Origin of the sequence: Tenacibaculum sp. M341 (assembly GCF_004337695.1) — a bacterium.
In the GTDB taxonomy this organism is placed as follows: Bacteria; Bacteroidota; Bacteroidia; order Flavobacteriales; family Flavobacteriaceae; genus Polaribacter.
Genome location: NZ_SJXJ01000006.1, coordinates 137,550 through 153,428, shown reverse-complemented (window position 1 = coordinate 153,428; position 15,879 = coordinate 137,550). Strand labels below are relative to the sequence as shown.

General features: G+C 30.8%; 12 protein-coding genes. 7 read left to right on the top strand and 5 right to left on the bottom strand.

The window, feature by feature from the left end; translation table 11 throughout:
* Window positions 1–46: 46 nt before the first annotated feature.
* Together EYW44_RS08550 and EYW44_RS08545 are read left to right on the top strand one after the other, a co-directional pair.
* On the top strand, window positions 47–1,066 hold the full coding sequence (locus EYW44_RS08550) for a phenylalanine--tRNA ligase subunit alpha (RefSeq protein WP_132723251.1): 1,020 nt from the start codon (window positions 47–49) through the stop codon (window positions 1,064–1,066).
* A gap of 19 nt (window positions 1,067–1,085) precedes the next feature.
* The gene (locus tag EYW44_RS08545) at window positions 1,086–1,481 is read left to right on the top strand and encodes a hypothetical protein (protein ID WP_132723250.1); all 396 of its coding nucleotides are present in this window, start codon (window positions 1,086–1,088) and stop codon (window positions 1,479–1,481) included.
* Between the two features lie 2,079 nt (window positions 1,482–3,560).
* On the opposite strand, the gene EYW44_RS08540 is transcribed toward EYW44_RS08545, so the two are convergent.
* A complete protein-coding gene (locus EYW44_RS08540) occupies window positions 3,561–4,358 on the bottom strand; it encodes a DUF6503 family protein (protein ID WP_132723249.1) in 798 nt (265 codons plus the stop codon).
* A 271-nt stretch (window positions 4,359–4,629) separates the two neighbouring features.
* On the opposite strand from EYW44_RS08540, the gene EYW44_RS08535 reads away from it, so the two are divergent.
* Window positions 4,630–5,961 (top strand): DEAD/DEAH box helicase, encoded by a 1,332-nt coding sequence (locus tag EYW44_RS08535; RefSeq protein ID WP_132723248.1) that lies wholly within the window; start codon window positions 4,630–4,632, stop codon window positions 5,959–5,961.
* Window positions 5,962–6,076: 115 nt separating this feature from the next.
* Window positions 6,077–7,438, top strand: a complete 1,362-nt coding sequence (locus EYW44_RS08530; protein ID WP_132723247.1) for an alanine/glycine:cation symporter family protein — start codon at window positions 6,077–6,079, stop codon at window positions 7,436–7,438.
* Between the two features lie 50 nt (window positions 7,439–7,488).
* On the opposite strand, the gene EYW44_RS08525 is transcribed toward EYW44_RS08530, so the two are convergent.
* From EYW44_RS08525 to EYW44_RS08510, 4 genes are all read right to left on the bottom strand, one after another.
* Window positions 7,489–9,435 carry a hypothetical protein gene (locus tag EYW44_RS08525; protein WP_132723246.1) on the bottom strand — a complete coding sequence of 649 codons (1,947 nt, stop codon included), beginning with the start codon at window positions 9,433–9,435 and terminating at the stop codon, window positions 7,489–7,491.
* Window positions 9,436–9,445: 10 nt separating this feature from the next.
* Window positions 9,446–9,973 carry a hypothetical protein gene (locus EYW44_RS08520; RefSeq protein WP_132723245.1) on the bottom strand — a complete coding sequence of 176 codons (528 nt, stop codon included), beginning with the start codon at window positions 9,971–9,973 and terminating at the stop codon, window positions 9,446–9,448.
* Window positions 9,973–10,896, bottom strand: a complete 924-nt coding sequence (locus tag EYW44_RS08515) for a hypothetical protein (protein WP_132723244.1) — start codon at window positions 10,894–10,896, stop codon at window positions 9,973–9,975. The genes EYW44_RS08520 and EYW44_RS08515 overlap by 1 nt, the downstream gene beginning before the upstream one ends.
* An 86-nt stretch (window positions 10,897–10,982) precedes the next feature.
* On the bottom strand, window positions 10,983–11,687 hold the full coding sequence (locus EYW44_RS08510; RefSeq protein WP_132723243.1) for a M50 family metallopeptidase: 705 nt from the start codon (window positions 11,685–11,687) through the stop codon (window positions 10,983–10,985).
* A gap of 143 nt (window positions 11,688–11,830) precedes the next feature.
* Between EYW44_RS08510 and EYW44_RS08505 the strand changes: the two genes are divergently transcribed.
* From EYW44_RS08505 to EYW44_RS08495, 3 genes are all read left to right on the top strand, one after another.
* Entirely contained in the window at window positions 11,831–13,012 is a 1,182-nt protein-coding gene (locus tag EYW44_RS08505; protein WP_132723242.1) for an AGE family epimerase/isomerase, read from the top strand.
* A gap of 221 nt (window positions 13,013–13,233) precedes the next feature.
* Window positions 13,234–14,625 (top strand): MFS transporter, encoded by a 1,392-nt coding sequence (locus tag EYW44_RS08500; protein WP_132723241.1) that lies wholly within the window; start codon window positions 13,234–13,236, stop codon window positions 14,623–14,625.
* Window positions 14,626–14,642: 17 nt separating this feature from the next.
* Complete coding sequence (locus tag EYW44_RS08495; protein ID WP_132723240.1) at window positions 14,643–15,848, top strand: glycoside hydrolase family 130 protein; 1,206 nt, start codon at window positions 14,643–14,645, stop codon at window positions 15,846–15,848.
* Window positions 15,849–15,879: the final 31 nt, after the last annotated feature.

Below are 15,879 nucleotides of genomic sequence, written 5' to 3'. Positions count from 1 at the left end.
AATGATAAAAAAATTGTAAATTTGTGGCTTAATTTTTTGATGGATCATGTTAGACAAAGTAAAGGAACTAATTACAGAGGTAGAAAGCTTTAATGCTACTACCGCCAATGAAATTGAAACATTTCGAATTAAGTACTTAGGTAGTAAAGGAATAATTAAAGATTTATTCACTGAGTTTAAAAACGTACCTAATGAACAAAAAAAGGAGTTTGGACAAACCATCAATTTACTTAAAAACTCTGCAGAGAATAAAGTAACTACTCTTAAAGAAGTTATTGAAAATGCAGTGGAAGAAAAAGGTGTTTATGGTGATTTAACAAGACCTTCAGAGCCAATTGAATTAGGTTCAAGACATCCAATATCTTTGGTTAAGAATCAAATTATTGAGGTTTTTAACAGAATTGGTTTTACCGTTTCTGAAGGACCAGAAATTGAAGATGATTGGCATAATTTTACTGCTTTAAATTTACCTGAATATCACCCTGCACGTGATATGCAAGACACATTTTTCATTGAAAAAAATCCAGATACTCTTTTAAGAACTCACACCTCTTCTGTTCAAGTTAGATATATGGAGCAAAATGAGCCACCTATCAGAACAATTTCTCCTGGTAGAGTTTTTAGAAATGAAGATATTTCTGCTAGAGCTCACTGTATTTTCCATCAAGTTGAAGGTCTGTACATAGATACTGATGTTTCTTTTGCTGATTTAAAACAAACATTATTATACTTTACTAAAGAAATGTTTGGAAAGTCTAAAATCCGTTTACGCCCATCTTATTTCCCTTTTACTGAACCAAGTGCTGAAGTAGATATTTATTGGGGATTAGAAACTGAAACTGACTATAGAATTACTAAAGGTACTGGTTGGTTAGAGATTATGGGATGTGGAATGGTAGATCCTAATGTTTTAAAAAATTGTAATATCGATCCTACCAAATATTCTGGTTATGCTTTTGGTATGGGAATAGAGCGTATAGCAATGTTATTATATCAAATTCCAGATATTAGAATGTTTTATGAAAATGACGTTCGTTTCTTAGAACAATTTAAATCTGTAATATAGTTTAATCACTTTTTATTTCATGAAAAAAGACATTGTAATTCCTGAGGTAACAGGCATTGAAATGGCTATTGTATTAGAATCTGTAGAGAACAACGATACAGATGACTGGTATGTTTATTTGATAAATCAAAAAGACACACCTGTTGAAATGGTAATGGTAGTATCACAAGGTTTTTCAGAAACAAAAACGACTACTGTTTTTAGAAAAAAAATAAATCAATTACCTGCTAATTCATACGCTAAAATAGAATTAATTCACCCTGATGTATTTGCTTTAAGTAACAGGTTTCAAGTATCCTTTTTTGAGAATAATCAAATAATGGAAAAAACATTTACATTTAAAGCAAACACTATAAAAGAAGGTAATTTAAGAATGATTGACGCTCTTAATAAAAGAGGCGTTCTTCAGAAATAATATTTACAAAGAAATAGCAAAGGCTATCAAATAAAAAAAGTCCTTAACAATGAATTTGTTGAGGACTTTTTTATTAAAACTAACTAAACTTGCTATCTATATAAAGGGGATTATAATATAAAGTTTAAGGGGATTATTTAAACTAACTACTACATTTTGTTTTTTTGATCTCTTTGTTATACACTTCAAAGGTACGACTAACATAAGCTTTGTTTTCTAAAAAATCGATATACGAACATTTAATATCGATCAACGGTACAGAAACAAAGATTTCCAAATTTTATACTTAACATAGGTTTATAAAAATCAGTGTTTTAAGAAAGAAAACTGATGTATAACTTAGCCTAACAACATTTTATAACTCATAAAACATACATCATTAAACACATTGTAAGTCTACTTTTTAAACTAATGCACAATACTATAATTGAATCAACATTGATGATATAAAATGTTTAAAACAGAACAGATATTATTACCTCATACCAATAAAAAAGTCCTTGAACATTGAGGAGATGTGTCAAGGACTTTTTTATGAAAACTAACTAAACTTTTAAATATAAAGGGGATTATAATGTAAATGTTTAAGGGATTATTATAAACTACTACTAATCTATGTTTTTTAATTTTATTTTGTCTTATTGTTGTTGTACACTTCAAAGATACTACACACTTCAACTGTTTCTCATCAAAAATCGATCTAAACACATTCATTATCGATCAATAGCAATTAAACTAAGACTTCTCAAATTTATACTTATACAAAAACCATTCATCGTACGATAACCATCAATAAACAAGCACACTAACAATTACACAAAGGAAAATTAATTCTTTTTAAATCTCATTTAACAAACTCCTGTTTTTTCTCTTTTTAATATAAGTGAATATACCTACAAGTTCTACCAATAAAAAAGTCCTTGAACATTGAGGAGATGTGTCAAGGACTTTTTTATGAAAACTAACTAAACTTTTAAATATAATGGGGATTATAATGTAAATGTTTAAGGGATTATTATAAACTACTACTAGATATGTTTTTTAATTTTATTTTGTCTTATTATTGTTATACACTTCAAAGATACTACACACTTCAACTATTTTTCTTCAAAAATCGACCTAAGCACATTCATTATCGATCAATAGCATTTAAACTAAGACTTCTCAAATTTATACTTATACAAAAACCATTCATCGTACGATAACCATCAATAAACAAGCACACTAACAGTTACACAAAGGAAAATTCATTCATTTTAAATTCCATCTAACAAACTCCTATTTTTTCTCTTTTTAACATAAATGAGTATCTCTAAAAGTTCTACCAATAAAAAAGTCCCTGACATTGAGGAAATGTGTCAAGGACTTTTTTATGAAAACTAACTAAACTTTTAAATATAAAGGGGATTATAATGTAAATGTTTAAGGGATTATTATAAACTACTACTAATTATGTTTTTTAATTTTATTTTGTCTTATTGTTGTTGTACACTACAAAGATACTACACACTTCAACTGTTGTCCGTCAAAAATCGATCTAAGCACATTCATTATCGATCAATAGCATTTAAACTAAGACTTCTCAAATTTATACTTATCCAAAAACCATTCATCGTATGTTTTCAAACAGAAAATTACAGTTACCATCATTTCTTTCTTAAAGCATCAATTCAAATTATAAAAAATAGAGCATTAAAAAAGTCCTTGAAAACTGAGGTAGGTATTCAAGGACTTCTCTTTTAAGAAAACTTACTAACTATAAATATAATGGGGATTATAATATAAAAGTTCGGGGATTATAATAAACTACTACAATATATTTTTAATTTAATTTTTGTCTTTTTTTGTTGTACACTTCAAAGATACCACACACTTCAACTGTTTTTCATCAAAAATCGATCTAAACACTTTCAAGTTCGATCAATAACATTTAAACACAGACTTCTCAAATTTATACTAACCTAAATACCGTTTATCGTACGATATGTAACGAAAACAGCTCTTTTTGTCATACTTAAAAGAAGTTAATTGGTAACAGAGCATATAAAACACTGGATAAAATCAGCAAAAAGCAGCTTTTTAATGAAGCTGTTTTACATTTTCTGTGTCAATTCTAGATAACTCCTTTAACTTTTCATTTTCATATAAACCAGGTAACAACTTTAAAGGAGTACCTACTTCAGCTTTATAATTTATATAATCCTGAAAAATAATTCCGCCAACATTTCTTCTATTATAAGAACTTCTAAAACGAACACCGCCATTATTTACCTTATAATTATAGGCTAAATAATCTATTGTATTTGTTTTTGCATGAATCCAATAGTAAAACTCATCATCAAAATCTTTTCCACCGCCTTCTTTATTAAAAGTAACTTCTACTACATTGTAAGTCTCACCTTTTATTGTTTGGGTTTCTACAAACTTCTTATTTACTGCTCCATCATTTAACTTATAAGGTAACGTTGCAAAATATATAACAGAATTTAACGCTTCTGAATATCTAGATTGGTCTTTAGCACTTAGTTCAACTGCTTTACCATTTAAAAACTTACTTAAACTACCATTCTTAAGACTATCAATAACTTCATTTCCTTTTTCATCAACTTTCTTTACAGTATACGTGTAAGCACCATCTTTATTTGTAAAACTATACTGCTTTTTTCTAAAAACAAACTCATAAGAAGCTGTTTTGTATAAATCTCCTCCATGTGCAGTAATTGCATCATTAATTATACGCTCCCCCTTACTTAACTCTTTTACTTCTTCTTTTTTCTCTACAACAACTACAGGCTCTTTTTTCTCTTTGTTATTAGGCGCACAAGAAAACATTGTTACAGCAAGTGCAGAAAAGGCAAGTTTTAAAGTTACATTCATTTTATTTCTAGTTTAATTTGGTTACTAAGTCTCATTTTGTCCGACAACTTACAACTTTTCTCTAATTTTTAACTACTTTTTTTGGCGTTACACAAGGTCGGGCTTTCCGCAGTCGCTTTTATAATGTATTTAAACATTATAAAGAGCTCCAACAAATGCTTCAATCCCTAACGCAATAATGAAATATCAATAAAAACTTATTCCTAAAATCAATAAGCGTACCTTTACAGCTCATTAGAAATGGTAATTTTCTATTTCTGTATACATATTTATGACGTTCGAATCACTTGGTTTAAGAAAAGAGCTTTTAAAAGCAATTGAAGAAAAAGGATATACAACTCCATCTCCTATTCAAGAAAAAGCAATACCTGTAGTACTAGAAAGAAAAGATGTATTAGCATCGGCACAAACAGGAACTGGTAAAACAGCAGGATTTACATTGCCTATTTTACAAATTATAGCAGATACTAAAAATCCTAAATTCCGACCAATACGTGCGTTAATTTTAACTCCCACTAGAGAATTAGCCGCACAGATTTATGACAATGTAAAACTTTACAGTAAATATGTAAATATTAAATCAACAGCAATATTTGGTGGTGTAAAGCCCAAACCACAAATAGCAACAATTAGAGGCGGAATAGATATTTTAGTTGCTACTCCTGGTAGATTACTAGATTTGCACAATCAAAAAGTAATTTCTTTAAAAAGACTAGACCTTTTTGTTTTAGATGAAGCAGATAGAATGCTTGATATGGGATTTATTCGAGACATAAATAAAATCATCGATTTATTACCTCAAAAACGTCAAAACCTTTTGTTTTCTGCTACTTTTTCTAAAGAAATAAAAAAACTAGCACAAAGTATCCTAACAAATCCTGTTTTGGTAGAAGCGGCACCAGAAAATACAACTGCCGAAATGGTAGCACAAAAAATTTATCGTGTTCCAAAAAGTAGAAAGACTGCATTAGTAACGGAACTAATTTCTGATGGTAACTGGAATCAAGTGTTAATTTTTACCAGAACAAAACATGGTGCTAACCGATTAGCAGAAAAACTATCAAAAAAAGACATCACTGCCGCTGCTATTCACGGTAATAAAAGTCAAGGAGCAAGAACCAAAGCATTAAAAGGTTTCAAAGAAAATACAATTAGAGTATTAGTTGCTACTGACATTGCTGCTCGTGGTTTAGACATTCCTCTTCTTCCTCATGTTATCAACTACGAACTTCCAAACATACCAGAAGATTATGTACATAGAATTGGAAGAACTGGTAGGGCTGGCGCAAGTGGTGAAGCAATTTCATTAGTTGCTGATGAAGAGCTGGAATACGTTAAAAACATAGAAAAACTACTCAAACAAAAGTTGAAAGTTGATGAATTAGAAGGCTTTGATCTAACACCAACTACTCAAAATCAACCAAAAAACAATCCAAAGAAAAAAACAAAAGGAGAAAATACTTCTGAGGGTAAAAACAGAAGAAAGAAAAATTTCAGAAACAAAAGAAAAACAAATAACGAACAAAAAACTACGGAATCTTCTAACAAAAAGCGATACAAACCTAGAAGACGCCCAAATAGAAAACCTAAGAAAGACTCATAATTAACAGAAATACGTTACTTGTAAAAGTTTTTACATAAATATAACGGAAACAAAAGAATTGTTTTAATAAAACAGTTTTAACTAAACTAGAGAAAATATACTTTACTTTTGAAGCATGTTTACAGAATTACAAAACTTAGTTACACAGTTTTCTTCTTGGATTTGGGGAATTCCATTACTTATTCTACTTACTGGAGGTGGTTTATTTTTATTTATTTACTCAGGATTGATCCCTTTCAGATACATGGGACATGCCATAAATATTTTAAGAGGAAAATACGATAAGCATAATTCACCTGGAGATTTATCTCATTACGAGGCTTTGTCTTCTGCTATTGCTGCAACCGTTGGAATGGGAAATATTAGTGGTGTTGCCATTGCTATTGCCACTGGAGGTCCGGGAGCAATTTTTTGGATGTGGGTAAGTGCTTTTGTAGGCATGGCAACTAAGTTTTTTACCTGTAGTTTGGCAATTATGTACAGAGGAAAAGATGAAGAAGGAAATGTAAAAGGCGGACCAATGTATGTAATTACCGAAGGTTTAGGAAAACAATGGAAACCTTTAGCTGTATTTTTTGCCTTAGCTGGTTTAATAGGAACACTTCCTGCTTTTCAAGCAAACCAGTTAACACAAACCTTAGTTGATGTTTTTAAGGTTTCTGAATCAAATTTATTTACAACTAAATTAACACTAGGAATTATAATTGCTCTTATCACTGCTATAGTTATTTTCGGAGGAATTAAACGTATTGGTAAAGTTGCTGGTAAATTGGTTCCTGCCATGGTGGTCATTTATTTAGTTACCGTTGTTGCTATTTTAATTTTAAAGTTTGAAAACATTCCAAATATGTTTTCTTTAATCATTAATGATGCTTTTTCTGGAAACGCAGTTTTAGGAGGTGCTTTAGGTGCTGTAATTATTACTGGAATTAAAAGAGCTGCTTTTTCTAATGAAGCTGGTATTGGTACTGCGCCAATAATGCATGGTACTGCCAAAACAAAAGAACCTATTAGAGAAGGTTTAGTAGCTATGTTAGGTCCTGCTATTGATACTTTATTGGTATGTACATTAACTGCTTTGGCTATTTTATCTTCTGGTATTTGGAATGGTTTTAAAGGAAATGGTATTTCATTAACACTAGAATCTTTTAATGCAGTATTACCTTACGGAATGGGTAGTGTTATCTTAACAATTTGTGTATTAATTTTTGCTTTTTCAACGCTATTCACTTACTATTTTTACGGATATTCTTGTTTGAGTTTTCTAACAAATACTAAAATTGGAAAATTCTATAATTACATATACATCGCTGCAATTATAACAGCATCTGTTGTAAAACTTGACTTTGTAATTAACTTAATAGATAGTGGGTACGCACTAATGGCAATACCCACTGTAATATCTACATTAATTTTAGCTCCTAAAGTTAAAAAAGCTGCTAAAGAATATTTTGAAAAGTTGAAAGTTGAGAAATAAAAAACTCAAACATTAGAAAAATTTAAAGTTTGAGTTTTTATAATTATAAACTATGGTTTATATACATTTGTTATATAATTTGCTTGTAAAACTATTGTCCCATTTGTAAATGTAATACCAGTAGGAAGGTGATCATGTTTATTCTGAAACTGCAATCTTTTAAAATTCCCCCCAGCAACAGTAACCCCTAAACTTGACACTTCATTTTCACTTAAGTTAGTCCCTGTAAATTTAGATATCATTCCACATGTTGGATATGCTGCCTCAAAAGGTGTATCCTCTATAACAAAAGTTGCATTAGGACTACCAGTAGAATTCACCTCCATTAAAACAATTGATAAACTTACATTATTACCTATTCTAACAAAATTACAATTAGATGCCCCAACTGTATAAGAACCATTACCACCTGTTAAACGAGGGGTAAAAGTTCCTTCTTCATAGAAATCTGCTTTCATTAAACCAGCATTCGTTTTATCTGCAATTGGAATAACAGCATCAATTCCGGTGCTAGAAACAACTGTTCCTTTATCTGGAGCAGCTGTGTAAGATAAATCCGTAGTACTAGTTCCTCCCCCAGAATAATTTGCATCAGCATACTCTTTCGTTATTAAATTTTTAGGTTCAGTAATATCTGTAATTTCGGTATCAGGAGCTAATAGTTTTTTTGTTTTTAGATGAATATAACCTTGATTTGGATCTGTAGGGTTTAAAGCTTCTAGTACTATAGATTCATCATACCCATATCCTGTAAAACCGTGAGGATTTCTTGTTGAAATTTTAAATGCTAGAGCTTGCATATCTATTAATCCAGATAATGCTCTCTGCTCTATATAACCTGCTGTACTTAAAACTATACCTTGAGTTTCTGGATCTCCTTCAATCCCATCACTCGAACCACTATGCCCACTTGAACCCACATTATTAATTATGAACATATCACCATCAGATTTAGACCCAATAATTCTTAAACTTTCTCCAGAATATGAATCATCAAATTTTAAATCTGTAAATTGATCTGACAAAACACCTCCTAATTTTACATTGTTCCCAGTATTATATAATCCATTAATAAAATTATTATTGATTTCTCCTGAAGACGCATTTATAACAGGTTTTAAAGGATCTGAATTATCAATGGTAATATTTGTACCTGCTTGTACTTTTGGAATATCAGTTAAGCCCGCAAATGTTATTGACTTATTTGGTAATTGATAATCTTGATTCGTAGTAAGTAATCCCGTTTTTATTGCAGCTTCTTTAAAACTGTTTTGATTAACACGCTGTTTAATCTTAAATCCTTCAGTAAAGTTAAAATCAAAGAAATAATTATTTACATCAAGTCCACCTTTACCGTAAGTAAAATAATCTAAATTACGTCCAAAATGAGAAATGTTTCCTCCGTTAGAACTTGAATAAAAAGCATCAAACTTAATTTCTGGACTTGCATCATAAGACTCTATACTATATCCATCAGAAAAAATATTCTCTCCATAAAATCTATTCCCTTTGCTGTAACTTATAGAAACATAGCCTCCTAAGCTATCGTCTCCAATAATTACTTCATTATCTTTATTTGCAATTGTTCCTGTAGACTTGATTCCTTCAATACCACTTGATGAACTAGCAGCTCCTCCTAGCAACTCAACATAAACTTTTTGATTTTTTTTATCATAAAAAACCTTACCTAGTTCACCTGGTTTTATTGCTGTTAGATCATTCACACTTGCAAAAGTTGATGCTATTTCTACATCTGTATCTTGTGTGTTTTTCACATAAAAACTGTAACCATCAGAAACAACCCTATCATTAAATACTAATTGTGTTTTTTCTGTAGAAGAATTTGGATTGATAACAATAAACCTATTTCTTAAGTTACTGTTATTACTATTTACAGCAATTGAAGTTCCCTTATCTACATAAGAAACCCCTATTTTATCTTCTTTTCCATGAAAGTTTACAAAATCTGAAAACCTTATTTTTACGTTTTTTCCCATTTTCAATAATTTATAATATGTTAGACAAATTTCCTGAAGCTCTTAACATATCAGAACTAGAACTTCCTACAGCTGCCATTCCTCCAAAATCACTAGAGTCACCCAATTTTAAATATTCAAAATCTTCTGTGTATAAACTCTCATTAAAATCAGAAGGATTTTTAAATTTCACATTCAGTTCTAATAAACTTACTGACATTTGATCTACAAGATTGGCATACTGATCTTGTGAAAAATTAATTAATATTCCCTGTTCTACACCGGTAGAAAAAAGAATCGGTCCAGCTATTATTTGATACACCCCTTGCTCATACTGAACATATCTGTTTTTAAAGGCATCCAAATCAAAATCTGCAGGTATGTTATAATCTATATCTGCATTAAAACTTGGTCTCAAAGTATTAATACCATCAATATTAACCTGAAAATCTATTGTATTGTCATAAAAACTTCTGAAAGGGTTTATATTGTCTATCTGTAGTTTACCAGAAACGACACTGTCCACAAACTGTGGCAATTTGATTAAAATATACATCATTAGGCACTAATTGTTTGGTTTAACACTTTTTTGTTGGTTACTGTAAATACGTTACACATTTTTAAAACTGGTTCGTTGTAGTAAAAACATCTACTCTGCTCTTCTTTTGTATTAAGTTTCCAGTTATTAGGCTCATCAATAATCTGAGAATTATAAAAAAACACTCTGCTTTCTAATACTTCTTCGTCTGATTCATTGAACGATTTTGAAACAACCCCTTCAAATTCTCCATAACTATTAATTTCATCTTGAGTAAAAACTGAAGTTCTTGTATAACCAAAACCTAATTCTTCTCGTGTATTTTTTGTGTCTTCTGTGAATGCGGCTATTAACTCTCCCGAAAATCTACTTGACCAATTCGTGAAAGTAATTTCAAAATACTCATTTGATTCAACAATTTTTACCACATAAGTTTGTCCTACAACACCACTAAAATCTCTAACATCTGGATTGTTTCTTCTGTAAGCCTCTACAAATGGATAAAAAGATAAAGAAGTAATATCATCAGATAATGTTCCCATTGCCCATAAAGTACCTACTGGCGAACTTCCTTTTTCATCAACAATATCTTCTTCAATATGATTAAACAATCCTCTACCCGAAAGACCTGTTAATTCCAATTCGCCAGGAATAATTACATCTCTGTTTTCAATTAAAGATGCATCTGAACTGTCTAATTTTTTAAAAGAAACGGTATGTTTAGGCGGAGCAATTTCCCAACATATATCCTCTTGTAATGTAGTTACTCCTGCTGCAGTAGTAATATGAACATCTCCATCTGCATCAATTACAAATCTACGATTAGCTTCACCACTAGGCTGTTTACTATCCAGATAACTGTCAATTAAATCGGAAAACTGTTCTTCTGTAGGAATGTCTCCTCTTTCAAAAAACGTTTTTAATTTTTGTTTACTTTGTCGCATATCTTATATTTTAAGAGAGCGAATATCCAGAAAAAAGTATCATAAAGACCTTGTTTTCAAAGTCCTGTTCAGTAGTTGCAGTGTTTTTATGACGATCTAAAATAGTAACGAATACTTTTCCAAAGCATCAAAATACTTATTACCAATATAAAAGCTCCCCACATCCAGTAAGTCCCAAAAGTATTGGCTGCTATGTTTTGAGTATCCGAATTCATAACCTGTCCATCTCTTTCAAAATTTTTGGTAAACAAATAGTCTAATTGCAAGCATGTACTCAATGCACATTGTAAACCTAGGAACAAAACAGTTGTTCGCTCAACTCTTTTATTTTTAATAAACATGATCACTAAAAAACTTGCTATAAAAATTCCTAAAACAACAATTCCCCAATAAGAACGCACCCATAAAATCAATGATAATAACATAACTCCTGTTAATACTCTTAGAAAAATACTTGCATATTTTGTAGTTCTTGCAGCCATAATTAAAAGTGCACCAGAAATAGCCGGACCTAACAAGCCTCCTGCAGCTGTTAATGCTCCGCAAATATGCAATGGTAAATATTTGTTATTTAATGTTGAATACGCAACTCCACCACCATTCTCGTAAATCTCTAAATACTTAAAATCACCACCAACTAAAAGCGCTGTAAGTCCGTGACCCATTTCATGAAACCAGGTACCAAGTAAACGAAAAGGATATTGTATTTTACTAAATTCTGCTAATTGCAGTAATAAAAAAATCAACACAGCAATTACCAAAATGATATAATCTAATCTTTTATTTTTCATAATTATTTTAAGCTTTCTGTTTTTTAGAATCGGTTTACAAATCGACAAAATAGTTTTATAAACACTCTAAAAGCAATACTATTTTTGTAAAACTACGTAAAAAATACATTTTTTACTGGTAACAATCAAAAGCCAAATTACAAATGAATAGCATAGCAAGTTTACAAGATAGTTTACAAATAGAACTTAAAAATATTCTATCTTATTGGGAAGATAACACTATTGATAACTTACATGGTGGTTTTATTGGGCATATTGATTATCCAGATATCAAGCAACACAAAATGAATAAAGGAATTATTTTAAATTCTAGAATTTTGTGGTCTTTCTCAGCAGCGGCAAACCATTATAAAAATGATAAATATGCTGCTATTTGTAAACGAAGCTACAACTATTTAAAACAATATTTTAATGATGAAATTTTTGGTGGTGTCTTTTGGGAAGTTGATTATTTAGGAACGCCTACGAATAGAAGAAAACAAGTATATGCACAAGCATTTACCATTTATGCCCTTTCAGAGTATTATTTATTTTCAAAGGATGAAGAAGTAAAAAATTGGGCTATTACTCTTTTTAATTTAATAGAAGAAAAATCGTTTGATAGTAAAGATAATGGCTACATTGAGGCTTTTGCTGAAAATTGGGATGCTATTGAAGATATGCGTTTAAGTGAAAAAGATGAGAATTATGCTAAAACCATGAATACTCATTTACACATACTAGAAGCCTATACTACTTTTTATAAAATACATCCTGAAAAACAAGTAAAAGACGCTCTAATTAATTTGATAACCCTTTTTACTGACAAATTTTTAAGCAAAGACTTTCATTTTCATTTATTTTTTGATGAAAAATGGAACTTAAAAAGTTCAGTATACTCATATGGTCATGATGTTGAAACTGCTTGGCTGTTAATTGAAGCTGCAAAAGTAATTAACGAACCTTTATTACTTACTAAAATTGAACAAATTGCAGTAAAAGTAGTAGATCGCTTTATAGAAGTAGCTATGGACGAACAAGCTGGCACAAAGAATTGTATTGATTTAACAACAGGAATTGTTGATACTGATAGACATTGGTGGCCACAAGCTGAAGCTATGGTTGGAATATTTTATGTTTATAAAATCACTGAAGATGAAAAATACCATGAACTTGTACTTCGCATATGGGATTTTATAGATAAAAATGTAATAGATCATACGCATGGGGAATGGTTAGGTGTTATAGATGAAAACGGAAATCACGATCCAAAAAACGAAAAAGTAGGAATGTGGAAATGTCCTTATCACAACTCAAGAGCCTGCATTCAAATCGTAGCTATTTAATATGAATTACTCAAAAAACTAACAGTAATTCTTAATTTATCTTATTTTTTTGTCAATTTCTTTGCAAGGGAAAGAAAAAAATGACAGAATAGTATTATTATTTTCGTAATTCTAAAACTATTTTTGTTATTCCCTCATTGCTTTTTAGTCATTTTTTAATCATAAAAAATAAAAACTAAGCAAAAACAACAACCAAATATTATCTATTTCCTAAAAATAAGATGCAAAAATTACAACTTAAAGAAAAGATCGGATACGGTTTTGGCGACTTCGCTTCTTCTATGTTTTGGAAGCTTTTTACCATGTATTTAATGTTTTTTTACACTGATATTTTTGGAATTTCTGCTGCTATGGTTGGTACTATGTTTTTAGTAACTAGAGTTTTTGATGGGTTAAACGACCCAATTATGGGAGCTTTAGCAGATAGAACAGCTACAAAATGGGGAAAATTTAGACCTTACTTACTTTGGATGGCAATTCCATTTGGTGTTATAGGTACTTTAACTTTTACCACACCTGATTTTGGCAATTCTGGAAAACTTGTGTATGCATATGTAACTTATTGTTTAATGATGATTATTTACACTGCTGTAAATATTCCCTATGCATCTTTACTTGGAGTAATGACTTCTAACATTAAAGAGCGTACATCTTTGGCTACATACCGCTTTATTTTTGCTTTTGCTGGTAGTATTCTAGTACTTGCTTTAGCAGAACCTTTAGTTGAAATTTTTAGCAACTTAACAGCCACAGAAAACCCTAAGAAAGGCTGGCAATATACAGTAGCCATCTTCGGAAGTATTGCTGCAATCCTTTTTTATTTTACGTTTTTACTTACTAAAGAAAGAATTAAGCCTCCCAAAGAGCAAAAAACAGACTTAAAAGCAGATCTTAAAAACTTAGTAAAAAACAAACCTTGGTTTGTTTTATTGGGTGCAGGTGTATGCGCTTTAATTTTTAACTCTTTAAGAGACGGATCTACTATTTATTATTTTAAATATTACTTTCAAAATCAAGATGCTTTTAAACTACCAATTATAAATATTGATATTACTTACAGTACTCTGTATTTAGTTTTAGGGCAAGCTGCAAACATTATTGGTGTTGTATTAGCAAAACCTATTTCAGCAAAAATCGGAAAGAAATATACTTTTTTGTCTGCCATGATTGTAGCAGGAGTTTTAAGTTGTTTTTTCTTTTGGTTTAAAGAAAACAATGTGACGCTTATTTTCATTTTTCAATTTTTAATAAGTGTTTGTGCCGGAATTATTTTCCCGCTTTTATGGTCTATGTATGCTGATATTGCTGACTTTTCGGAATGGAAAACCAAGAGAAGAGCTACAGGACTTATTTTTTCTTCTTCTTCAATGTCGCAAAAAATGGGATGGACATTGGGTGGCGCTCTTACGGGTTGGATGTTGGCTTACTACGGATTTGAGGCAAACACAGTACAATCTGAACAAGCTAAAGAAGGTATACGAATGATGATGAGTTTTATTCCTGCCATAGGAGCCATTGGATCAGCCATTTTTATTTACTTCTACAAACTAGATGATGCTTTTGTACTAAAAATAAATAGAGAATTAACTGAAAGGAGAAAATTAGAATCTTAAAAAACATTCAAAATATTATGAAAACAAACATATTACCTCCCGAAAAGCGTCTTAAAAAAATTGTTTTAGAACAAGAAGCTTTATTACATCAGAAAAACAGTCCTATTGATGAATTCAATGGGATTTATCAACGATTTAAGTTTCCTATCATCACACCAAATCATGTGCCTTTGAATTGGCGATATGATTTGAATTTAGAAACAAATCCTAATTTACAAGAGCGCATAGGTGTAAATGCTACTTTTAATGCTGGAGCTATGAAATGGAAAGGTAATTATGTTTTATGTGTAAGAGTAGAAGGAGTTGACCGTAAATCCTTTTTTGCCATTGCAGAAAGTCCAAACGGCATTGATAACTTTAAATTTTGGGACACGCCTCTCATTCTTCCTGAAACAGAAAACCCAGATATAAACGTGTATGATATGCGTTTAATTGAACATGAAGATGGTTGGATTTATGGTATATTTTGTAGCGAAAGAAAAGATCCGGATGCTCCAAAAGGAGATACCTCAAGTGCTATTGCAAGTGCAGGAATGGCAAGGACTAAAGATTTAATAAACTGGGAACGTTTACCAGATTTAGTAACACCTTCGCATCAACAACGAAATGTTGTTTTACATCCAGAATTTGTAAATGGTAAATACTGTTTATATACACGTCCGCAAGATGGTTTTATAGAAACTGGCTCAGGTGGTGGAGTGGGCATTGGTTACACAGATTCAATGGAAAATCCGGTTATTACAGAAGAAAAAGTCGTTTTTAATAAAAGGTATCATACCGTTTATGAATTGAAAAACGGATTGGGTCCTGCACCTATAAAAACCAATGAAGGTTGGCTGCATTTGGCACACGGAGTAAGAAATACAGCTGCCGGATTACGATATGTTTTGTATTTATTTATGACAGAACTAAATGATATTACAAAAGTAAAATACCAACCCGCAGGATATTTTATGGCTCCAAACGAACACGAAATTATTGGAGACGTTGGAAATGTTTTATTTTCAAATGGCTGGATAGCCAATAATGATGGAAGCGTTTATATTTATTATGCTTCTTCTGATGTTAGAATGCATGTGGCTGTTTCTTCTATTTCTCAATTAATTGATTATTGTAAAAAAACACCAGAGGACTCATTTAGAAGTAACAGCTCTGTATCGTCTATTTTAAAGCTTATAGCCCATAATAAGAAACACGAGACAACATCAGTCATCATCTCATAATATATTTGCTTTATACGCAATAAAAAAGCCT